Annotated in this window: 18 protein-coding genes; 9 read left to right on the forward strand and 9 right to left on the reverse strand. The window is 70.0% G+C overall.

Annotated features, from left to right (window positions below; translation table 11 throughout):
- Nucleotides 1–11: 11 nt before the first annotated feature.
- Nucleotides 12–815, forward strand: a complete 804-nt coding sequence (locus ACZ7SW_RS37080) for an MBL fold metallo-hydrolase (RefSeq protein WP_470235028.1) — start codon at nucleotides 12–14, stop codon at nucleotides 813–815.
- On the opposite strand, the gene ACZ7SW_RS37085 is transcribed toward ACZ7SW_RS37080, so the two are convergent.
- Complete coding sequence (locus ACZ7SW_RS37085; RefSeq protein WP_009083170.1) at nucleotides 799–1,269, reverse strand: Lrp/AsnC family transcriptional regulator; 471 nt, start codon at nucleotides 1,267–1,269, stop codon at nucleotides 799–801. The two genes, ACZ7SW_RS37080 and ACZ7SW_RS37085, sit on opposite strands and share 17 nt — an antisense overlap.
- 121 nt (nucleotides 1,270–1,390) lie before the next feature.
- Here ACZ7SW_RS37085 and hppD point away from each other — a divergent pair, with 121 nt between their 5' ends.
- The 6 genes from hppD to ACZ7SW_RS37115 all read left to right on the forward strand — a co-directional run bounded on the left by hppD (nucleotide 1,391) and on the right by ACZ7SW_RS37115 (nucleotide 10,814).
- Nucleotides 1,391–2,590 (forward strand): 4-hydroxyphenylpyruvate dioxygenase, encoded by a 1,200-nt coding sequence (hppD, locus tag ACZ7SW_RS37090; RefSeq protein WP_470235029.1) that lies wholly within the window; start codon nucleotides 1,391–1,393, stop codon nucleotides 2,588–2,590.
- A gap of 200 nt (nucleotides 2,591–2,790) precedes the next feature.
- Nucleotides 2,791–3,357, forward strand: a complete 567-nt coding sequence (locus ACZ7SW_RS37095) for a YbaB/EbfC family nucleoid-associated protein (protein WP_470235030.1) — start codon at nucleotides 2,791–2,793, stop codon at nucleotides 3,355–3,357.
- A gap of 30 nt (nucleotides 3,358–3,387) precedes the next feature.
- Nucleotides 3,388–3,693, forward strand: a complete 306-nt coding sequence (locus ACZ7SW_RS37100; RefSeq protein ID WP_116206174.1) for a type VII secretion target — start codon at nucleotides 3,388–3,390, stop codon at nucleotides 3,691–3,693.
- Nucleotides 3,693–7,973: a hypothetical protein gene (locus ACZ7SW_RS37105; protein WP_470235031.1), complete on the forward strand. Its 4,281-nt coding sequence runs from the start codon at nucleotides 3,693–3,695 to the stop codon at nucleotides 7,971–7,973. Before ACZ7SW_RS37100 ends, ACZ7SW_RS37105 begins: the two co-directional genes overlap by 1 nt.
- 5 nt (nucleotides 7,974–7,978) lie before the next feature.
- A complete protein-coding gene (locus ACZ7SW_RS37110; RefSeq protein ID WP_470235032.1) occupies nucleotides 7,979–8,830 on the forward strand; it encodes an immunity 49 family protein in 852 nt (283 codons plus the stop codon).
- Between the two features lie 49 nt (nucleotides 8,831–8,879).
- Nucleotides 8,880–10,814, forward strand: coding sequence for a hypothetical protein (locus ACZ7SW_RS37115; RefSeq protein WP_470235033.1), 1,935 nt, complete (start codon nucleotides 8,880–8,882; stop codon nucleotides 10,812–10,814).
- A 4-nt stretch (nucleotides 10,815–10,818) separates the two neighbouring features.
- Here the strand turns inward: ACZ7SW_RS37115 and ilvA are convergent, their stop codons facing one another.
- A complete protein-coding gene (gene ilvA, locus ACZ7SW_RS37120) occupies nucleotides 10,819–12,024 on the reverse strand; it encodes a threonine ammonia-lyase (RefSeq protein ID WP_470235034.1) in 1,206 nt (401 codons plus the stop codon).
- A gap of 96 nt (nucleotides 12,025–12,120) precedes the next feature.
- On the opposite strand from ilvA, the gene ACZ7SW_RS37125 reads away from it, so the two are divergent.
- Nucleotides 12,121–12,384 (forward strand): hypothetical protein, encoded by a 264-nt coding sequence (locus ACZ7SW_RS37125; protein ID WP_470235035.1) that lies wholly within the window; start codon nucleotides 12,121–12,123, stop codon nucleotides 12,382–12,384.
- 921 nt (nucleotides 12,385–13,305) lie between these two features.
- On the opposite strand, the gene ACZ7SW_RS37130 is transcribed toward ACZ7SW_RS37125, so the two are convergent.
- The 6 genes from ACZ7SW_RS37130 to ACZ7SW_RS37155 form a co-directional block, all read right to left on the reverse strand.
- Nucleotides 13,306–14,463, reverse strand: coding sequence for a cystathionine gamma-synthase (locus ACZ7SW_RS37130; RefSeq protein ID WP_470235036.1), 1,158 nt, complete (start codon nucleotides 14,461–14,463; stop codon nucleotides 13,306–13,308).
- Between the two features lie 103 nt (nucleotides 14,464–14,566).
- Entirely contained in the window at nucleotides 14,567–15,232 is a 666-nt protein-coding gene (locus ACZ7SW_RS37135) for a hypothetical protein (protein ID WP_470235037.1), read from the reverse strand.
- A gap of 85 nt (nucleotides 15,233–15,317) precedes the next feature.
- On the reverse strand, nucleotides 15,318–15,863 hold the full coding sequence (locus tag ACZ7SW_RS37140; RefSeq protein WP_470235038.1) for a hypothetical protein: 546 nt from the start codon (nucleotides 15,861–15,863) through the stop codon (nucleotides 15,318–15,320).
- 227 nt (nucleotides 15,864–16,090) lie between these two features.
- Nucleotides 16,091–17,413: a hypothetical protein gene (locus ACZ7SW_RS37145; RefSeq protein ID WP_470235075.1), complete on the reverse strand. Its 1,323-nt coding sequence runs from the start codon at nucleotides 17,411–17,413 to the stop codon at nucleotides 16,091–16,093.
- 235 nt (nucleotides 17,414–17,648) lie between these two features.
- Nucleotides 17,649–19,019: a cystathionine beta-synthase gene (locus tag ACZ7SW_RS37150; protein ID WP_470235039.1), complete on the reverse strand. Its 1,371-nt coding sequence runs from the start codon at nucleotides 19,017–19,019 to the stop codon at nucleotides 17,649–17,651.
- 33 nt (nucleotides 19,020–19,052) lie between these two features.
- Complete coding sequence (locus ACZ7SW_RS37155; protein ID WP_470235040.1) at nucleotides 19,053–19,955, reverse strand: pentapeptide repeat-containing protein; 903 nt, start codon at nucleotides 19,953–19,955, stop codon at nucleotides 19,053–19,055.
- Nucleotides 19,956–20,075: 120 nt separating this feature from the next.
- On the opposite strand from ACZ7SW_RS37155, the gene ACZ7SW_RS37160 reads away from it, so the two are divergent.
- Nucleotides 20,076–21,296: an acetyl-CoA C-acetyltransferase gene (locus ACZ7SW_RS37160; RefSeq protein WP_043828073.1), complete on the forward strand. Its 1,221-nt coding sequence runs from the start codon at nucleotides 20,076–20,078 to the stop codon at nucleotides 21,294–21,296.
- Nucleotides 21,297–21,354: 58 nt separating this feature from the next.
- Here the strand turns inward: ACZ7SW_RS37160 and ACZ7SW_RS37165 are convergent, their stop codons facing one another.
- A complete protein-coding gene (locus tag ACZ7SW_RS37165) occupies nucleotides 21,355–21,828 on the reverse strand; it encodes a MarR family winged helix-turn-helix transcriptional regulator (protein ID WP_470235041.1) in 474 nt (157 codons plus the stop codon).
- Between the last annotated feature and the right edge of the window lie 21 nt (nucleotides 21,829–21,849).

Consider the following 21,849-nt stretch of genomic DNA (forward strand, 5'->3'; position numbering starts at 1 on the left):
GGAGGACACCGATGAGTACCCGACCGCTCTGCCTGGCCTGCGGGACGCAGTACGCCGCCCCGCGCGCGGACTGCCCGATCTGCACCGACGAACGCCAATACGTCCCGCCGGGCGGGCAGCAGTGGACTGACCTGGAGACGCTCCGCACGAACGGCGAGCTCAAACCGCGGGTCGAGGAGCAGGGGCCGGGTCTCATCGGCGTCGGCTCGGATCCCAGGTTCGCGATCGGCCAGCGCGCACTGCTGGTCCGCGCGGCGAGCGGCAACTTCCTCTGGGACTGCTCCGCCTATCTCGACGACGAGCTGATCGGCAAGATCACCGAACTCGGCGGCATCACCGGCATCGCGATCAGCCACCCGCACTACTACACGACGATGGTCGAATGGGCGCACGCCTTCGACGTCCCGGTCTACTTGCACGAGAACGACCAGCAGTGGATCGGCCGCCCGGACCCGTCGATCCAGCTGTGGACCGGCACGACGCTCGACGTCTCGCCGGACCTGCAGCTGATCAACCTCGGCGTGCACTTCCCCGGCGGCACCGTCATGCATTGGCCGGACGGCGAGGAAGGCCGCGGCGCGCTGCTGACCGGCGACATCGTGCAGGTCGTCCCGGACCGTACGCACGTCGCTTTCATGTACAGCTACCCGAACCTCATCCCGGAACGGCCGAGCGTCGTACGGCACGCTGCGGAACTGTTGGAGCCGTACGCGTTCGACGCCCTCTACGGCGCGTGGTGGGACGCCATTGTGCGCACGGACGCCCATAACGTCGTACAGCGCTCCGCGAAGCGCTACCTCACGTACGTGTCCTAGCCGTTCGTTCGAGCAACGGCCGCACTCGCGGCGGCACTGGTGTCGACAACGCGATCGAAGTCGACGTACGCAAGACATCGGGCACGCCAACCACTTCGTCGATGACTCGTTGCAGATCGTCGTTATCGCGCGCGACAAGGCGTACGAAGAGGTCGCCTTGTCCGGTGGTGGCGTGCACTTCGCACACTTCGTCGATCGCAGCCAGTGCCTCCGCGACACCGGCGCGTTTGCCCTGCGCGATTTCCAGCACGGCGAACGCGGTGAGGCTGTAGCCCATCGCGGCCAGATCGAGTTCGGGCGGGAAGCCCCCGAGGATGCCGCGTTCGGTCAGCCGGTCCAGCCGCGCCTGCACGGTGCCGCGCGCGACGCCGAGCCGGCGCGCGCATTCGAGCACGCCGAGCCGCGGCGAGTCGGTGAGCAACAGCAGCAGCCGCGCGTCGAGCGAGTCAAGCACCGGTTTTCTCCCTGCACAGGTTGTCCAAGATGACCGAGCTTCTCCAGGATAAGCTGAACACATTGTCCATCCGAAACGGAAACCGTTGCGCAGCTTGCCAGGCGCAACTCATGCTCAGTGCATGACCTCCACGATGGATCCGCACGGCGCACTCGACGACGTCAGCTATGACCAGCTCCGCCAGCTCGTCGGACTGGTGGACCACGACGCCTCGACCGACCCGTTCCCGGTCAAGGCCCTCGACGCGGTGGTGTTCATCGCGGGCAACGCGACCCAGACCGCGTGGTTCTACCAGGTCGCGTTCGGCATGCAGCTGGTCGCGTACTCCGGTCCCGAAACGGGACAGCTCGACCACAAGGCCTTCGTGCTCAAGTCCGGTTCCGGCCGCTTCGTGATCACCGGCGGCGTGAAGCCGGACTCCCCGCTGCTCGACCACCACCGCCGCCACGGCGACGGCGTGATCGACCTCGCACTGGAGACCACCGACGTCGACAAGTGCATCGAGCACGCCCGTAAGGAGGGCGCGACGATCCTCGAGGAGCCGCACGACGTCACCGACGAGCACGGCACGATCCGCCGCGCGGCCATCGCGACCTACGGCGAGACCCGGCACACGCTCATCGACCGGTCCCGCTACAACGGTATTTACCTGCCCGGCTTCGAGCCGCGCGAGGGCACCGTCAAGCGGCCCGAGGGCGCGCCGAAGCGGCTGTTCCAGGCGGTCGACCACTGCGTCGGCAACGTCGAACTCGGCAAGATGGACTACTGGGTCGACTGGTACCACCGCGTCATGGGCTTCGTGAACATGGCGGAGTTCGTCGGCGACGACATCGCCACCGACTACTCGGCGCTGATGAGCAAGGTGGTGTCGAACGGCAACCACCGGGTCAAGTTCCCGCTCAACGAGCCGGCGATCGCGAAGAAGAAGTCGCAGATCGACGAGTACCTCGAGTTCTACGAGGGCGCGGGCTGCCAGCACATCGCGTTGGCCACCAACGACATCATCGCCACCATCACCGCGATGCGCGAGGCGGGCGTCGAGTTCCTCGACACCCCGGACTCCTACTACGACGACCCCGAGCTGCGCGCCCGGATCGGCAAGGTGCGCGTGCCGATCGAAACGCTGAAGGAGCACCGGATCCTGGTCGACCGCGACGAGGACGGCTACCTGCTGCAGGTCTTCACCAAGCCGATCGGCGACCGGCCCACGGTGTTCTACGAGCTCATCGAGCGGCACGGTTCGCTCGGCTTCGGCAAGGGCAACTTCAAGGCCCTGTTCGAGGCCATCGAACGGGAGCAGGAGCGCCGCGGCAATCTCTGACCCGCTCTCTCCCTTTCCCCCGGCCCGTCCGCGAATCTCGCGGGCGGGCCGGTTTTTATTACGGCGCGCTACCGAAAGTTCGCGTACAGTAGTCATCAACACATGGGGAACCGCGCCGCGCGGACAATTCGGAACCGCGCGGAACCGACGGGGTCGCGCGTCCGTCATTCTGGAGAAGTCACCGTGGAGAAGGGGGCCCGATGCCCGACAGCATCGACGCCAGCGAGCAGATGGTCGAGGGCTGGACGAAGCAGCTCCAGCAGACCGCTGCCCGCTATCAGGCGATGGCCGAGCGTATGCAGGGCCAAACCGTCACAGAGCGGTCGAAGGACGGTTCGGTCGAGGTCACCGTGGACGCCAAGGGGCTGCTGAAGAACCTGGTGCTCGCGGACTCCGCGGCAGGCAAGAAGATGGCCGACGTCTCCGCCGAGGTGCTGCGGCTCGTCCAGCGCGCGCAGGCCCGGATCCCCGAGCTGCTGCAACAGGCCGCGGCCGAGACCGTCGGCGGCGACCAGACCACGGAAACGCTGGTGGCCGACGCGCAGAAGACGTTCCCCGCGCCGCCGGCCGAGGACCCGGGCCAGCCCGAACCCGACCGGGTGCGCCGGTTCCTGCCGGAGGACGCCGAAGAACCGGGCACCGCCGCGCCGCCGCCACCGCCGCGCTCGGCAGCCCCGCCGCCACCGCCCCAACCACCTCAGCAGCAACGCCGCCGCCGGAGCTCGTCGGACGATGACGACGACTTCGGCGGGTCGATCCTGTCCTGACCGGAAGCCGTTCCAGGGGGAAGAAAAACCATGGCACCCAGGGGTTATGAGATCGGCGGCGATCTCGAGGCGCACGCCCGTCAGCTCGACGGGATCGCGGACGGGCTGAAGCAGGCTGTCGACGCCGCGAACCAGGTCAGCATGCCCACCGACGCGTACGGCATTCTCTGCCAGCCGTTCCGGATGATGCTCGACCCGGTCGAGAACTACGGGATCAACGCGCTGGAGAACACCGTCACCGCGATGGACGCGCAGGCGCAGAAGGTCCGCGACGCGGCGAAGGCGTACGACAGCTACGAAGGCGAAGCCGCCGGTTCGATGAAGGCGAGCGACTGATGCCCGACGCCAATCCGCTGGTCGCACAGTCCAAAAAGGACGGCGACGGGCCGGGGCCGTTCACCGAGGGCAACGGCGACTACGGCTACGCCACCGGCATCAACATCGCCGAATCGGCGACGGACGCGTTCAAGGGAATCGCGGACGGCGACTGGGTTTCCGGCGGTCTCGGCGTGGCGAGCCTCGCCGGCGAGATCGCGGGCGCGGCGATCGACCCGTTCGGCTATCTGATGTCGTCGGTGGCGTCGTTCCTGATGGAGCACGTGCAGCCGCTGAAGGACATGCTGGACTCGGTCGCGGGCGACCCGCCGGTGATCCAGTCGTACGCCGACACCTGGGGCAACGTCGCGAAGTCGTTGCAGGAACGGCAGAAAGACCTCGAGAACGCGGTCAAGACCGGCACCGCGGAGTGGAAGGGCGACGGCGCGGACGCCTACCGGAAGTCCGCGGCGGAGGCGGCCGACGCGATCGGCGGCGCGGCGACGGTCGCGAGCGCGATCGGCACCGTCACGATGATCATGGGCCAGGTCGTCGCCTTCGTGCGGGGCCTGGTGCGGCAGCTCATCGCGGATCTGGTCGGCAAGCTGATCTCCTGGGTCATGGAGGAGGTCTTCTCGCTCGGGTTCGGGACGCCGCTGGTGGTCGCGCAGGCCGTCACGGCGATCTCCAAATGGGGCGAGAAGATCAGCGAACTGCTGACGAAGCTGTGCGAGACGATGCGCCGCGTTTCGCCGCTGCTCGGCAAGCTCGCCGAGGTTTTCACGAAGATCATCAAGGTGCTGGGCAAGCTGGCCGGCAAGGTCACCGGCCTCGACGTGATCAGTACGAAGAACATCAAGGCGGGTGGCTTCTTCCACCGCGGCGGCTCCGGCGGGGGCGGTGCGGGCGGCTCCGGCGGCGGTCACCACGGCGGCTCCGGCGAGGGCGACGCGGACCCCGGTTCACCGTCCGGATCGCGCCGCTCCAACGGCTCGGACAGCTCCGATGGCGGCGACGGTCCGCACAGCAGTCACAACAGTTCGGACGGTTCCGACGCGCCCGGCGACCACTCGGGCGATTCCGGCAGCCACAACGGATCCGACAGTCCGAGCAGCGACAGTCCGTCGTCGCCGGGCAGCTCGCATTCCTCGTCTTCCTCGTCGCCGGACGGCAGCGGACCGTCCACAATCGACACTGCGACGTCGTCGTCCCGGCGTGGCTCCGACAGCCCCGGCGGGAGCCACCCCGACTCCAGCCCGTCGACGTTCGCCGGTGATTCGAGCCCGGCTTCGCGCGGTGGAGACGGTCCCGCGGACAGCTCTTACTCGCCGCAAAGCTCTTCGCACAGCGACGGGCCGTCCTCGGTCAGCGCTCCGTCCAGTACTCCGCACTCCGGCGGGGCCCCGCATTCCGGCGGGTCGCCGTCGTCGGGCGGCGGCACGCATTCCGGCGGCAACGAGCCGAGCCCGCATCACCCGAGCAGCAGCGACTCGACGTCGGCGAGCGGATACGCCCCGCCTCGCGCGGACGCGCCTTCTCCGCAATCCGCTCCCCCGCAGCACCTCCGCTCGAACGACGGGGGCGGTTCGGCACCGAACCAGAGTCCGGCGGGCGGCGGGATTCCGCAGCAGGGCGGTGGCGGCAGCCCGACCAGCGCCCCGGCCGGCGGCGGCAGCCCGGCTCCTCGGCCCAGCGGCAGCGGCTGGACCGGGACGCCGGGAACGCGCGCTCCCGAGGTGTCGCCGAACCGGGTCCCGGACAGCGGTCCTTCGGGTCGGCGGCCGAGCGGCGGTCCGAGCCCGGCCGAGGGCGGCGGGCCGAGCCGCACTCCGGATCGTTCCGGGCCGGGTTCGCAACGGCCTGGTGACGGCGGTTCTTCGCCGCAACGCCCCGCGGAGGGCGGTTCGTCTCCGCAGCGCACTGGCGACTCCGCTCCGCAGCGGCCCGCGGAGGGCGGCGGTGGCTCTTCGCCGCAGCGTCCGGCGGATTCGTCGAGCAGCGGCCCGCAGCGCCCCGGCGACGGCGGCGAAGCCGGGCAGCCCAAACGCACTGGCACAGAGCCAGGTCTCGGCCGTTCAGAGCCCGCACCGTCGGGCGGCGGATCGCCCGCATCGGCGAACCGCGGGTCCGGCGACGGCTCCGCACCTCCGGCCGCGGCCGCGGTCGCGACCGGTCCGGGAGGAGGCCAGCGCGGCCCGGAGGCAGGCGGCGGCGCGCGGCGTCCCGACGGCTCCCCCGAACCCGTCGCACGGGGCGGCGCGCGCACCGACGCGCCGCCCGCCAAACCCGGTGACGCCAACAGTCCACAACGGACTGGAAAAGAATCCCCGGCGCAGAACGGCAAACCGAACGTCGACGAGTCCGGGAAGCCGAAGGACGGCGACAAGCCGGGCAAGCCCGAGAACACCGAGCCGAACAAGAAGCCAGGGCAGCACGAGGACGCGGAAAGCAAGCCGGGCAACGACAAGTCCGAGCCCAAGCCGGAGCACGCCGACCCGGAGCCCAAACCGCAACAGCACGATCCGAAGCACCCCGATTCGGACGGGTCGAACCACCACGACAACCCCGACCACGATGGCGTCCCGCCGCACCACGACGAGCCGCTGTCGCCGGACGAGGTCAACCACCGGCACGCCGAGAACACCCCGGCAGGCAGCTCGTACCACCGCGACGACCCGGAACTCGGCGATCTGCCGCACCGCGTCCAGCCGGACCCGGACGGGCGCTACACGGTGGACGTGCACGTCACGGCGGACGGCCACGCCCGCATCGGCGACCGGCTGTACACGCCGGAAGAGTTCGCCGACATTCTGCGGCGCAACGGAAACTACGACGGCGGGCCGATCCGGCTGATCGGCTGCGACGCGGGGTCGAACGATTTCGCGCACCGGCTCTCGCGCGACCTCGACACCGAGGTGATGGCACCGAGCAAGCCGGCGTGGACCGACTCCAATGGCCGCGTCTTCTCCTCCGACTACGAAATCGGCCCCGACGGACGGATGCGGCCGCGGATCCCGCCGGACGGCGAATGGTCGGTGCACCGTCCCGACGGCACGGCGCACCGCGTCGGCGACGACGGTTTCGCTCCGGACGGCAAGCACCACGACCCGCACGATGTCGACGCCGAAAGCTCCCGTCACCGCGGCGAGGACGGGGACGGCGACGACCTCGACTGGCGCGACCGGCCCGGACCGGACGGCCGCACGCCGCGGGAGAACCTCGCCGACCCGGAGTACATGAAGAAGCACTACTACGAGTGGACCGACCAGACGACGGGGCGCAAGGAGCTGCGGATCAAGCACTCCGCGGCCGATCCGGCGAACCCGCCGCACCCGGTCGACCTCGTGGACGGCAAACCGGTGTTCAAGAACGACCGGCCCGCCGCGGAGTTCCTCGGGTACAACGAAGGGCGGTCGACCACCCACGCGCCGCACCGCGACTACGACGGGAACGGCGGGCACGACACCGGAAACGGCCAGCACCACGGCAGCGACGACACCGGGGCCGGGCAGCACAACGGTCACGACTCCGGCGACGGTCAGCACCACGACGCCGGCGAGCAGCACGTTCCCGGAACGCATTCGGACACGTCGAACTGGCGGGACAAGGACTACGACGCGATCGACGAGAAGGTCCGCGATCGCGAAACCAAGTACAACGACCTCAAGGACACCCCCACCGACTCTCCCGACTGGACAGACGCGCACAACGCGAAGAACCGGGCGTCCGAGGACCTCGGCGAGGAAGCCTCCGGCCACGCGGTGCGCGACCGCGTGCACCGCGAGTTCTCCGAGGCCCATCCGGACCAGAACTTCGACGTCCGCGAGCATCCGGACGCGCCGGAGGGCAGTCACCGCTACCAGATCGTCGACGGCGACGGGAACGTTCGCGCGGACATCACCCCGCGCCACGCGACCGACGGCGGCGTGCGGGGCAACAGCAAGTTCGACCACATCTGGGAAGTCGACTACCACAACGGCAGCGAACCGCACTACCTCGTGCACGAAGCCAAGGGGCCGGGCGGCAAGCCCAGCAGCCGCTACGTGCACGCAGACAACCGGACGTACCGCCAAGGCCACCCGAAGTACTTCGACGACACGGTGAAGGCGATCGCACGCACCGACCCCGACCTCGCGGACGCGCTCGAACGTGCGAAGCTCCAGAACAGGCTCGACTATGTGGAGGTGCGGGCGTTGGTCGACCAGTCCGGGCCGAGGCACACGAACAGCGGCTACGACTACAAGCCGTTCAACGGTTACGACTACGAGTCGCCGATGACTCCGGCATCCGGTGAGGAATGAGATCGATGACCACCGTCCCCAGGCATTCCGTCGACGTCACCGTCGCGTGGAAACAGATCGAGAAGCTGTCGCCGCAGGTGGCCTTCTACTTCGACTACATCACGCAGGACACCAGCGCGCTGGCGAACGTCCTGCGCCGGGAACTCATGCTCGGGCAGTACCGCAGCGTGGTCGACCCGGACGCCGAGGACCCGGACACGTGGGGCGACCTCGCCCTCGCCGCACAGGCCGCGGCCGCCGCGTTCGCCGCGGCGAACGCGGCGGAAGGCCAGGAGGTCGACGCGGTGATCGGCCGTCCGCGGCGCTTCGCGGCCACCGGCCCCACCGAACGCACGGACCCGGGCGCGTGGCTGACCGCGGCGTGGCTCGCCGTGATCCAGCGGGACGACGTGCTGATCCAGCAGCTGGCCGCGGTGCCGCTCGACGTGCTGCGCGCCTCGGGCGTCGAGCACGACGCCTACATGTACCCGTGGGTCGAGACGCTGCAGACGTTCCTCGCTCACCGCGAGGTCACCCCGGAGATGTTCCTGCCCGCGATGGACGGCACCGACCCGGACACCGCGCAGTACACCCCGCCGGCGGCGATGCTGCAGCTCGTGTACCCGCCGATCCGGATGTTCTACTACGTGCTGCGCCGGGACGCCGAGAAGTTCGCCGACGCGTTCGTCGCCGCGCTGGAACGGCACCGCGAGTACTGGACCGCCGAGGACCGCGCCGACGATCCCGACGGGTTCCTCGCGCTGGCCCCGCTCGCGGTGGCGGTGCTCGCCCGCTCGGTGGGGATGACGTTCGACGTGCAGTCCGGTTACACGCCGGCCAACCTGCTCGCGGGGATCCGCCCGCCGCGGAACGGCTGATCGGAAATTCGGAAATGAAGCGTTCGCCCGGCGAGGAGCCGCTGAAATCATGACCCGGCCACCGGTGCCGCTCACTCCGGCCCAGCAGCAGGAGCTCGTCCAGCAGATCGGCCAGGCGGCCGCGTCCGCGCTGCCCGCGAGCTGGCAGCAGCTGCAGGTCGTCTGCCGCGCCGCGGGACGGCACGTGGAAGTCGACGTCGCCGTGCTCGCCCCGGACAACCGGACCTACCCGGTCCAGCCGCATCCGGAGTTGCCGCGGCTGTTCGGCGTGCTACGCACCGGGATGTACCAGCCGGGCCGGGGCACGTGGCTGAGCGCGACACTGGTCTACTCGCCGCAGCGGCCGCCGTTCGCGGACTACCAACCGGACGTCGAACCGCGGTGGCGCCAGGTCCCGCCGCCGATCGGCTTCCAGGACGAACTGCGCTTCTTCCCGCGCGAGGACCGGTTCGTGCCGCCGTGGCTGCGGCAACGAGCCGGTGCGGCGGCGCCTCCGCCGCCGGTGCCGGGTGCTCCCTTGCCGCCTGCTGGCGCTGGCCAGCCGGTTCCGCCGCAGGTCCCCGGCTCGGGCCCTGCGGTACCTCCGCCGCTGTCGGGTGCGGGGCAGGTTTCTCCGCCGTTGCCGGGCGCGGAAAGTCCGGTGCCCTCGGCGGGACCCAGCACGCCTCCGCCGCTGCCTGGGGGCGAGCAGAACGCGGAGTCTGTTCCCTCGCTTCCGGTGGACGAACCCACCCCGCCTCCGCCACTGCCCGGAGGCGGGCAGGCCCCGGATGCTGCGCAATCTCTTGCCGCGCTCCCGGTGGACGAGCCCAACACTCCCGCACCGCTGCCCGGCGCAGGACAGCCCGCAGACACTGCGGATTCTGCTCCCGCGCTCCCCGCCGACGAGCCCCACTCGCTTCCGCCGCTGCCCGAGCCCGAGCAGGCCGCAGGCATTGCGCAGCCTGTTCCCGAACTCCCCATCGACGAACCCACCACGCCCCCGCCGCTGTCCGACGCGGAGCAGCCCGTCTCCCCGTCCCTCGCGGAAACAGCAGCAACTGTCCCGGCGTCGGATGGCGACGAGGCGCAATCCGAGCCCAGTGAAGTCGCGGCAGCCGGGATCGCTGCCGAAACTTCCGAGCCGGAAGCCGTTGCCTCCCAAGGAAAATCAACGAACAGCGGGAGCCCGGCAGGCGAGCTGCGCACTCCGCGTGTCTACGACGGGTTCGACGAGGCAGGGAATCCGGTCGTCGAGCGGGAAGCGTTGTCGCAGGAGGAGCGCGAGCGCGTGCTCGCTTATCTCGATAGCGCGCCGGTCATCCTGGCGTCCCGCAGCAACGACACCGACGCCTTCGATCCGTCCCGCACGGACGCCGTTCCGCTGAATTTCCGGACCGACGGCAGCTGGGTGTGGCCCGGCGCGGTCGGCTATTACCTGCGTGAGCACGGGATTTCGCCGGATCCGGAGCTGGTCGAGCACATCCGGGCGGCCGGATACACCGTGCCGGAGGTGGACGAAGCGACTCAGGAACGGATGCTGGCGGCGATGACCAGCCCGCCCGCTGAGGAGAGGCGACCGGAGCCGCAGGATCCCGGCGAGCTGCTGAGCGAGATCGCGACAGCACTCGTCGCGGCGGCTCCGCAGGGGTGGCAACAGATCGTGTTCGACTTCATGGCGCTGGGCAGGCACGCGAACCTCGCGTGCGGCGCGCGGATGGCTGATGGCGGCACGCAGCAGGTGCCTGTCGCGCGGGAGTTGTCGAAGCCGTTGGCTCAGCTGCGGCGCAGCAAATACGTCCAACGCCGCGGTACCTGGTACACGCTCTCGCTGGTCATCGATCCGCCGTCGAGCTACCAGGCCAGCTTCAACGAAGACGACGAGCCAGCCTTCCACACGCCGCCCCGGCCCGAGGATTACGCACTGGACCAGGAGCTCTATCCGCGCGACGATGACTACCTCCCGCTGTGGTTCAGCGTCCGGCTGCCGGAGAGTCCACAGTAGACACTCAGTCGACGATCGTGAACCCGGCGTCGGCGAGTGCGGCTTCGACGTCCTTGCAGTGCTCCGGGCCGCGGGTTTCCAGGGCGAGGGCGACGTCGACCTCGCCAAGGGCCAGGCTGCCGGAGATGCGGGAGTGCTCGACGTCGAGGACGTTCGCGCCCAGCTCCTTCACGCACGACAGCACCGAAACCAGCGAGCCCGGACGGTCCGGGACGCGCAGGTGCAGCTTCAGGTAGCGGCCGCCCGCGGTCATGCCGTGCTGGATGATCTGTTGCAGCAGAACCGGATCCACGTTGCCGCCGGAGAGGATCGCCACCACCGGCGGCTCGAAAGCGCCGGGGTGCTGCAAAAGCGCGGCCACTGAAGCGGCACCGGCCGGTTCCACGACCAGCTTTCGTCGCTCCAGGCACAGCAGTACCGCGCGCGACAAGGATTCCTCGGTGACCGTCACGACATCGTCGACCAGCGACTGGACATGCGCGTAACTGACCTTGCCCGGCTCGCCGACCGCGATGCCGTCCGCCATCGTGTGCACCTCGTGCAGCCGGACCGGCGCACCGGCCTCCAGCGAAGACGGATACGCGGCGGCGTCTTCGGCCTGTACGCCGATCACCCGGATCTCCGGGTGCAGCGCCTTCACCGCCGCCCCGACACCGCCGACCAGCCCGCCGCCGCCAGTCGGGACGAGGATCGTTTTCACCCCCGGCGCCTGTTCGAGAATCTCCAGTCCCACGGTGCCCTGACCGGCGATGACGTCGACATGGTCGAACGGGTGGATGAAGACCGCGCCGGTGCGCTCCGAGAACGCGATGGCCTCGGCGAGGGTTTCGTCGACGACGGCGCCATGGAGGTGGACCTCCGCGCCGTAACCGCGGGTCGCGGCGAGTTTCGGCAGCGGAGCGCGCAGCGGCATGAAGACCGTCGAGGAAATGCCGAGCAGCGACGAGGCCAGCGCGACCCCCTGCGCGTGGTTGCCAGCACTGGCCGCGACGACGCCGCGCGCGCGTTCTTCGGCGGTCAGGCCGTGAATGCGGGTGTAGGCGCCGCGGATCTTGAAAGAGCCGGTGCGCTGCAGGTTCTCGCACTTGAGGTACACCGGGCCGCCGTGCAGCCGGCGCAGGTCGCGGGCGTGCTCCATCGGGGTGACGCGGGTGATGCCCTCGAGAAGCTTCCGAGCTTCCTGGATGCGCTCGACGCTGACCAGTTCCATGGCGCCGATGATGCCACCGACGGACGGCCGGGGTGCGCCGCCCGGCGGACCGGTACCCTGGATAACGGCAGCCACACATGATCAGGGAGTGCGACCATGGCACGCGCGCAGCACGGGACCATCGCCCGGGCGAAGTCCCGCACCGGTCTGCTGCCGCTCGCCGCGGGCATCCTCTCCGCGGTGGCCCTCACCGGAGCCGCCTTCGCGACGGTCGAGGCGGCCGCCTGCACCGGCCCCGCCCAGTACATCCGGCACGACAACCACATCGAACTGGTCGGCGGCTGCGTCAACGGCACCGAACTCCCGGCGACGACCGGGACCCGGCAGGCCAATGCGATGCGGGAGAACAGCAAACCCTGACGTTGGCTGGGGGCCTGGCTTTCGGTTGGCTGGGCTTGGGGTCGGGCGCGTTTGGCGAGATGGGAAATCGTTCGCTGGGGCGGCGGGTTTGCGGGATTCGGCTGCTGGATTGTCTGGGGGCGGGCAAGGCCGGGTGCGGCAAGTGGCTTTCGGCGAGGCAGACTTCGGCTGAAGCCGCGGATCGGACCGCTTCGGCCATGGCAAATTCCCGCATACGGGACTCGCCGGGGCGGTGAATTAGCGAGATCCGACCGCCTGGGAACGAGCAAACCGGGTGCGGCAAGCAGTTACCGGCCACGCCGATTTCAGCTGAACCCGCGCACGGGACCGCTTCAGCCACGGCAAGCTCCGCCGAAACCGCACAGCGGATTCGCCAGGGCAGCGAACCCGCGAAGTCCGACCGCCAGTTCGTCTGGGAACCAGCAAAACTGGGTGCGGCAAGCAGCTTCTGGCCACGCCGATTTCGGCTGAAGCCACGCACCGAACCGCTACAGCCACGGCAAGCTCCACCGAAACCGCACACCGGATTCGCCGCGACGGCGAACTAGCGAGGCCCGACCGCCAGATCGCCCGGGAACCAGCAAAACCGGGTCCACCAAGCAGCTACCGGCCACACAGACGTTGGCCAAGCCGCACACCGGATCCGCCGGGACGGCGAACTAGCGAGGCCCGGCCACCAGATCGCCTGGGAACGAGCAAAACCAGGGACGGCGAGCAGCTTCCGGCCAACCAACCTCAGCTGGAGCCACCCACCAGATTCCGCCCGACGCACCGCCTCAACCACGGCGAATCCGCCAAAACCCCAGCCGCGACTCGCCACAGCAACGAATTCGGCGGCCGTTCGGAACGAACTCGGTCAACCCAGCCAGGAGCGAGGCACCAGAAACCAGCCCAGTGCCCGCCCAAAGCCAGAAAGAAAGATCAGCCCAGCGCCTGCGTAAGGTCGGCCACCAGATCGCGTCCGTCCTCGATGCCCACTGACAGCCGGATCAGGTCCTCTGGGACTTCCAGTGTCGAGCCTGCCGTCGAGGCGTGCGTCATCTTGCCTGGGTGCTCGATCAGGCTTTCGATCCCGCCGAGCGACTCCGCCAGCACGAACAGCTTCGTGCGGGACGCGACCTCCAGTGCGGCTTCCTCGCCGCCCGCCACGCGGAACGACACCATTCCGCCGAAGCGGCGCATCTGCTTCGCGGCTGCCTCGTGGCCGGGGTGTTCCGGGAGGCCGGGGTAATAGACCTTGGTGACCTTCGGGTGCTTCGCCAGGGTGCGGGCGACCAAATCCGCGTTGTCGCTGTGCCGTTCCATCCGCAGGGCCAGAGTCTTGAGACCGCGCAGCGTCAGCCAGGCGTCGAACGGACCGGGGACGGCACCCGCGGCGTTGCGCAGGTAGAAGAGCTGCTCGCGCAGTTCGTCCTCGTTGGTGACGACCGCACCGCCCACGACGTCTGAGTGGCCGCCCAGGTACTTGGTGGTCGAGTGCACCACGATGTCCGCGCCGAGGGCCAGCGGGGTTTGCAGGTATGGCGTCGCGAAGGTGTTGTCCACGACCAGCCGGGCGCCGGCGTCGTGGGCGGCGCCCGCGAGCGCGGCGATGTCGGCGATGCCCAGCAGCGGGTTGGTCGGCGACTCGCACCAGATCAGCTTGGTTTCGGGGCGCATCGCGGCCCGTACGTCGTCAATACGGCTCAGGTCGGCCACCGTGTGCTCGACGCCCCACAGGCTGAGCACCTTGTCGATCAGCCGGAACGTGCCGCCATAAGCGTCATTGCCCAGGACCAGGTGGTCGCCGGGGCGCAGGACCGTGCGCAGCACCGCGTCGGACGCGGCCATGCCGGACGCGAACGCCAGCGTGTGCCGGGCCCCCTCGAGCGAGGCGAGGGCTTCCTCCAGCGCGGTCCGCGTGGGGTTCGCGGTGCGCGAGTACTCGTAGCCGCCCTCGCGGGTGCCGCCTACGCCGTCCTGCGCGTACGTGGACGTTTGGTAAATCGGCACGATGACGGCACCCGTGCGGGGATCGGGCTGCTGCCCGGCGTGGATCGCGCGTGTTTCAAAACCCAGGACGGAGTAGTCGTCGGCCATGGTTCCCAGGGTACGGGGCACCCCCGACAATCCCATCAGCTGGGAGGCAACTCACCATGCGGGAGAGGCTGCCGGTACAAAACCCGCACCGGCAGCCCTGCGGTCACCAGGTCTGCGGCGCCGGATAGCCGCCCTGGGCGGGAGCGCCCGGACGGTAGTTGACCCAATCGGCGGTCGGCTTCACGATCGCCAGCACCAGGGTCGCGATCGGCGGGATCAACCTGACCAGGGTGGCACCGATGCTCTCGCCCAGGATCTGCGCGCTGCTGCTGCTGTGGAAACCGGTCGTCGCGGCGGAGAAGACGATGACCGTCAGGATCCCGAACGCGATCGTCAGCCCGCAGCCGATGATCGTGCACAGCCGTGCGGACGGCTTGTGCAGGAACAGGCCGATCCCGCCGTAGAACAACAGGCCGGCGAGCACCGCGTCGACGACCAGCGTCAGGTAGGCCTGCCAGAGCACCGCGTGGATGCTCGAGATCACCACGACCGCGGCGACCACCCCGATGATCGCGAAAATGCCGCCGATGATCGCGAGGATCCCGGCGATGATCGCGGTCGCACCGTTCGGCTTCTGCTGGTATACGCCAGGCCCGCCCGCGTAAGCCGGGTACGGCTGACCGGCGGCGGGCGGAGCGAACGGCTGCTGCGGCGCACCGGGGTACGGCTGGGCCGGCGTCGGCTGGCTCGCCGGGTACGGCTGCCCGGGGATCGGGCCGCTCTGCGGCTCCTGGGGCTGACCCTGCGGCGGGTTCTGGGGGTAGGTCACGGGGAGTCCTCGGTGCTTCTGTTCCCGCCGGACGGCGGGGGGAATGCCTGTATCGTGCCAGGCCCACCCCATTTTCGGGACGGAATTACCACTGTCGCGAGGGTGACGAGGCGGGCACCACGGGTACGCGATAACGCAGGTAGCCGAAGGTCCGCGGCGACCCGGCCAGCACGAGCACCAACAGCACCGCTGCCACCAGTGCGACGCGGTCCAGCGCGGCGAAATTTTCGAACCGCAGCAGCGTCCGGAAGTATTCGACGTACGCCGGGGAACCGCCGAGCGCGGGCTCCAGCAGAAGCGCGCCGAGAGCGAGCAACGCGCCCGCGATAAGCAGTACCGCGCCCGCTGTGGCACGGAAAAACGTCGCGATCGCACCGATCAGCAAGACCAGCGACGCACCCAGGTACGCGCCGAGATCGGCGAGCGTCAACGGCGAGAGGTCGCCGAGGCTGAACCCGGACGGAATGTCGAGAAACAGCCTGGCCGGAAGATAGCCGGACGTCGCGGCGGCGGCGAGCCCGAACAGTCCGGCGGCGATCGCGGTGCCCCCGTTCGGCCGGTACGGCACCGGATCCGCCACCGAGGATTCCCGTTCCCGCTGCCGTGCCGGAAGTCCGTGCAGGCCGCTCACAGGAGGTCCCCCTCGGGCTGGGAAGGCGATTCGGACGGCGCTCACCCTAGCCCGGAAATGCGCGGTTGGGGACCGGCGAGAGCGCATGTGCGCCGCAATTCCCCCGGCTGCCGGAACGGTCGGGAAAAGGCCACCACCTTTCCGGGAATCCCGCGAAAAACGGACCGGAAACGACGAAGGGCGCCGCCGTCGTGAGACGGAGGCGCCCTTCGCGGAAATTCAGCGGCTCACCACTGCTGCGGCGGCTGCTGGCCCGGCTGGCCGTAACCGGGAGGAGGCTGCTGCCCGCCCGGCGGCGGGTACTGGCCCGGCTGTCCGAAACCGCCCGGCTGCTGCGGCGGCTGGCCGTAACCCGGCTGCTGGCCCGGCTGGCCGTAGCCAGGAGGCGGCTGCTGCCCGAAGCCCGGCTGCGGGAAGCCTCCGCTGCCCGGGTTCGGACCGCCCGGCTGCGGGAAGCCCCCGCTGTTCGGGTTCGGACCGCCGGGAGGCGGGAAACCGCCGGGCTGCGGCTGGCCGAAGCCCGGCTGTCCGCCGCCGAAACCGCCCGGCTGCTGCGGGCCGCCAGGACCGCCAGGTCCGGCCGGTCCGCCGGGGCCGCCCGAGGACGAACCGAGGCCGACGAACTGCGAGGTCGCCGGGATGACCGCGACCACGCCGACGATCAGGATGATGATGCCGAGGATCAGCGTCAGCATGCCGCCGCCGCTCGTCGCGCTGGAACCGGCGCCGCCGTACTTGTCGGCGAACGAGCTGCTGACCGAGGTCCCGGACTTCGCCAGGATCGAGAACAGCAGCAACAGCACGCCGCCGACCAGGACGCCGATCGGGGCGAGCTTGCGCATCACGGCCGCCCGCGAGGCGAGCGCCAGCGCGACGCCGCCGGCCAGCGCGATCAAAGCGCCGACCAGGATCATGATCACGTAGAACCACAGCGTGCCCGGCGAGGCCAGACCGGCCTCGTCGAACAGCTTCTGGTACCGGCTCGAGCTGTCGTACAGCTTCGAGTAGTCGCTGGTGTCGCTCATGTAGCTGAACGAGACGATCAGCGCGATCAGGCCGAGCAGCGCGACGACGCCGCCGGCGATGTAGCCGTACAGCGCGTTGCCGCCGCCGCTCGCGGGCGCGGCGGACGCGCCGAACGGAGCGGGCTGGCCGAAGCCCTGCTGACCGAACGCGCCCTGCTGCGGGGCGCCGAAGCCGCCCTGGTCGTAACCGCCCGGCTGGCCGAAGCCCTGCGGCGGCTGGCCAGGCTGACCCGGCTGCCCGGGCTGACCCGGCTGGCCGAAGCCCTGCGGCGCGCCGAAACCGGCGACCGCGGCCGGGTTGTCCGCGGCGCTCGGCGGCGGGGCGTACGGGATGTTCTGCGGCTGCTGGCTCGGCGGGACGAGCTGCGTCGACTCGGCGTTGCCCTCGGCGCTCACGGGGTTGACCACCTGGGTGGCGTTCGCGTCGGCCGGCTGTCCCGGCTGCACGACCTGCGTCGGTTCCGGGGTGTCGCCGAACGTGCCGCCGCCGTGGGCGGGCTGCTGCGGCTGGCCCGGCTGGACCACCTGGGTCGGCTCCGACGCGCCGAAGGGACTGTCCTGCTGCGGTGTAGGACCACTCGACGGGCCCTGCGGCGGCTGCTGTCCGCCGTCCCAGGGCTGGTTCGGTGGCTGCGGAGCACTCATGTGGGTCTTGAACCCCCTTGACGAGGACGCGAAAAAGTTCTATTCGGCCGTAACGCTATCGGATGCCCGGCCAGGACGCGCGCAGACGCCCCGGCCGGCAGCCGTGAGGTTGGACCTATCGGCCCGCGAGGAACGCGAGCAAATCGTGCCTGGTGACGACGCCCGCCGGCTTGCCGTCGATCAGCACCAGCGCTCCGTCGGCCCCTTCGAGCGCCTTCATCGCGGCGCTCACCTGCTCGCCCGCCCCGATCGTGGGCAGCGGCGGCGACATGTGCGTCTCCAGCCGGTCGGCGAGCTGGGCCTTGCCGGTGAACAGCGCGTCGAGCAGGTCGCGCTCGTTGACCGCGCCGACCACCTCGGCGGCCATCACCGGCGGTTCGGCGCTGACCACGGGCATCTGGCTCACGCCGAACTCCGACAGGATGGCCACCGCTTCGGCGACCGTCTCGTTCGGGTGCGAGTGCACGAGGCTGGGCAGCGCACCGGACTTGCGGGTGAGCACGTCGCCGACCGTCGCGCCGGAGGAGTCCGGCGGAAGGAAGCCGTAGGACGACATCCAGGCGTCGTTGAAGACCTTGGTGAGGTAGCCGCGACCGCCGTCGGGCAGCAGCACCACCACGACGTCGTCCTCGGTCAGTCCCTCGGCCAGCTTCAGCGCGGCGGCCACGGCCATCCCGCACGAGCCGCCGACCAGCAGGCCCTCCTCGGTCGCGAGCCGGCGCGTGATCTCGAAGGAATGCGCGTCGCTGATCGGGATGATCCGGTCCGCGACGTTCCGGTCGTAGGTTTCCGGCCAGAAGTCCTCGCCGACGCCCTCGACCAGGTACGGCCGCCCGCTGCCGCCGGAGTACACCGAGCCCTCGGGATCAGCCCCGACGACCTGGACGCGGCCGTCGCTGACCTCCTTCAGGAACTTGCCGGTGCCGGAGATCGTGCCGCCGGTGCCGACGCCCGCGACGAAGTGGGTGATCTTCCCGTCGGTCTGCTTCCAGATCTCCGGGCCGGTGGAGTGGTAGTGGCTGGCCGGGTTCTCCGGATTGGCGTACTGGTTGGGCTTCCAGGCGCCCTCGATCTCGCGCACGAGCCGGTCGGACACGTTGTAGTACGAGTCGGGGTGCTCGGGCGCGACCGCGGTGGGGCACACGACGACGCGGGCGCCGTACGCGCGCAGCACGTTGCGCTTGTCCTCGCTCACCTTGTCCGGGCAGACGAAAACGCACTGGTAGCCCTTGCGCTGGGCGACCATGGCGAGCCCGACCCCGGTGTTGCCCGAGGTGGGCTCCACGATCGTGCCGCCGGGGCGCAGTTCTCCGGAGGCCTCGGCGGCCTCGATCATCCGCAGCGCGATCCGGTCCTTCACGCTGCCGCCCGGGTTGACGTACTCGACCTTGGCGAGCACGAGCGGCTTGAGCCCCCGCGTAAGCGAATTCAGCTTGACCAGCGGGGTGTTGCCCACGAGGTCCACGATGTGTTCTGCGTACTCCACGCGACCAGCCTAAACAGACAGGTGCCGGACCGGCTAGCGCGGGACCAGGCGGAGCCAGCCGTCGTCGCCGGTTTCCGCCGCCCATCCGGCGGGCCAGGCGCGGCGGTAGCCGGGTTTCGCGAGGGCGCCGGCCAGCCGGACTTCCGCGTCCTCGGCGAATTCCGCGTGCTGTTCGAACTTCGCACCGCGGAATGCGTCGCGTTCGCCGCCGATGACGACGCCGCGGAAGTCCGCGCGTTTCTCGAAGGTCGCTTCGGTGAAATCGGCTTTGGTGCGGAATTCGGTGTAACAAAACTTCGATTCTTCGGTGAACGTCGTTTCGTGGCAGACGATGGAACGGATCCGGCAGTAGGTGAGGGTCAGCTCGACAAGCTGCGCGCCGGAGAAGTCGAGGTCGATGTCCGGCCAGTACGACCCGAGCGGTTCCTCGCCGCCGCCCGGGCGCAGGTGCAGCATCAGGATCCGCTGCGCGGCCTTGCGCACCTGCACCTCTTCGGCCGTGCCGTCCAACGGCATCCGCAGATACGCGCACAGGACGTTGACGATGGTCTGCCGCTGGTCCGCGTGGCCCTGGGCGAGCCGTTCGAGCGCGTACAGCCCGGCCAGCCGGACCGGGGCCTTGTCGCTGCCGAGCTGGTCGGCGGCCTTGCCGTACATGTCGGTGATCCGGCGCTGGGTGGCGTCGTGGTCCTTCTGCTCCAGATCCAGTTCCGCGGACCGCTGCCGCCGCGCGGCGAGCAGGAGAGCGGCCGCGCCGCCGGTCCCGACGACGATGCTCGAGGCCGTGCGCAACGCGTCGAGCCGCGACGAATCCGCCGGGGTGCCGCCGCCGAGCAGCCACAGCAGCAACGCCGCCGCGACGGCAGCGAGCAGCACGATGCCGGTCCCCCACCACGCGATCGTGCGCGTGGACAACACCCGGTTGCGCTCTGTCACGGCAGAAATCCTCCCACGGGCGCAAGGTGGTGCATGTCGCCTTCGGCTTTCGAACGGACGCCGGACGCGGCAAGATGGTGAGCAACCGCTTAGTGCCGCCGACCCGAGGATGTGTCTGTCATGCCCGAAGCCGTCATCGTCTCCACCGCCCGCTCCCCGATCGGCCGCGCCGGGAAGGGCTCTCTGGTCGGGATGCGCCCCGACGACCTGGCCGTGCAGATGGTGCGCGCGGCGCTGGACAAGGTGCCGCAGCTGGATCCGGCCGACATCGACGACCTGATGCTCGGCTGCGGCCTTCCCGGCGGCGAGTCCGGGTTCAACATGGGCCGCGCGGTGGCTGTCGAACTCGGCTACGACCACCTGCCCGGCTGCACGATCACCCGGTACTGCTCCTCCAGCTTGCAGACCACCCGGATGGCGCTGCACGCGATCAAGGCGGGCGAGGGCGACGTCTTCATCTCGGCGGGCGTCGAGGCCGTGTCGCGGTTCGCCAAGGGCAGCTCCGACTCCTGGCCGGACACGCACAACCCGCTGTTCGCCGACGCCGAGGCGCGCACCAAGGCGACCGCCGAGTCCGGTGCGGACAGCTGGCAGGACCCGCGCGAGAACGGGCAGCTCCCGGACGTCTACATCGCGATGGGCCAGACCGCGGAGAACCTCGCGCGGCTCAAGGGCGTCACCCGCGAGGAGATGGACGAGTTCGGCGTGCGGTCGCAGAACCTCGCCGAGAAGGCCATCGCGGACGGCTTCTGGGCCAAGGACATCACGCCGGTCACGCTGCCGGACGGCACGGTCGTGTCGAAGGACGACGGGCCGCGCGCGGGCGTCACGCTCGAGGGCGTGTCCGGGCTCAAGCCGGTCTTCCGCCCCGACGGCCGGATCACCGCGGGCAACTGCTGCCCGCTCAACGACGGCGCGGCGGCTGTCGTGATCATGTCCGACACGAAGGCGCGCGAGCTGGGCCTGACGCCGCTGGCGCGCGTCGTGTCGACCGGCGTCACCGGGCTGTCGCCGGAGATCATGGGCTACGGCCCGGTCGAGGCGTCGAAGCAGGCGCTGTCCCGCGCCGGACTGTCCATTTCGGACATCGACCTGGTCGAGATCAACGAGGCGTTCGCCGCGCAGGTCATCCCGTCCTACCGCGACCTCGGCATCGACCTGGACCGGCTGAACGTCAACGGCGGCGCGATCGCGGTCGGCCACCCGTTCGGCATGACCGGCGCGCGGATCACCTCGACGCTGATCAACTCCCTGCAGCACCACGACAAGCAGTTCGGCCTCGAGACGATGTGCGTCGGCGGCGGACAGGGCATGGCGATGGTGCTGGAGCGGCTTTCCTGAGCCCAGCAACGAAGAAGGGCCGTCCGCGAGGTTTCGCGGGCGGCCCTTTTCTTGTCCGTCAGCGGTCGAGCTGGTTTTCGAGGCGGAGCAGGTAGCCCGCGAAGCGGTGCCGGTCGGCGGGTGCCCAATCGGCGGTCAGTTCGTCGAACGTCTGGCGCTGCCATTGGTGGGATCCGGCGAGCAGTTCGCGACCGGCTTCAGTGAGCTGGAGGGAAGCGCGGCGGCGGTCCTGCCCCGAAGTGGCCCGGACTAGATACCCGGCCGCAGTGGCGTCTCGGACCATGCGGCTGGCTCCGGAGTGGTCGAGGCCGAGGTGGTCCGCGACGGTCGCGACGGTGACCTCGTCGGTGCGCGCACCGGCGGTGTCGACCGCCTCGACGGCGAGGATGTGCTGGACGTGCCGCATTTCGCCGGTGAGTTCGGTGGAAGTGCGCAGGATCCACCGCCGCGACCAGTGCCGGACCAGCCGGAACAGGGCGGGCCCGGCGTCGGAAAGGGGCGCGCTGGCGGACTTGTCGTTCGAGGCGGTCACCCCGGCACCCTACCTTGACTA

Source organism: Amycolatopsis sp. NPDC114484 (genome assembly GCF_055633755.1).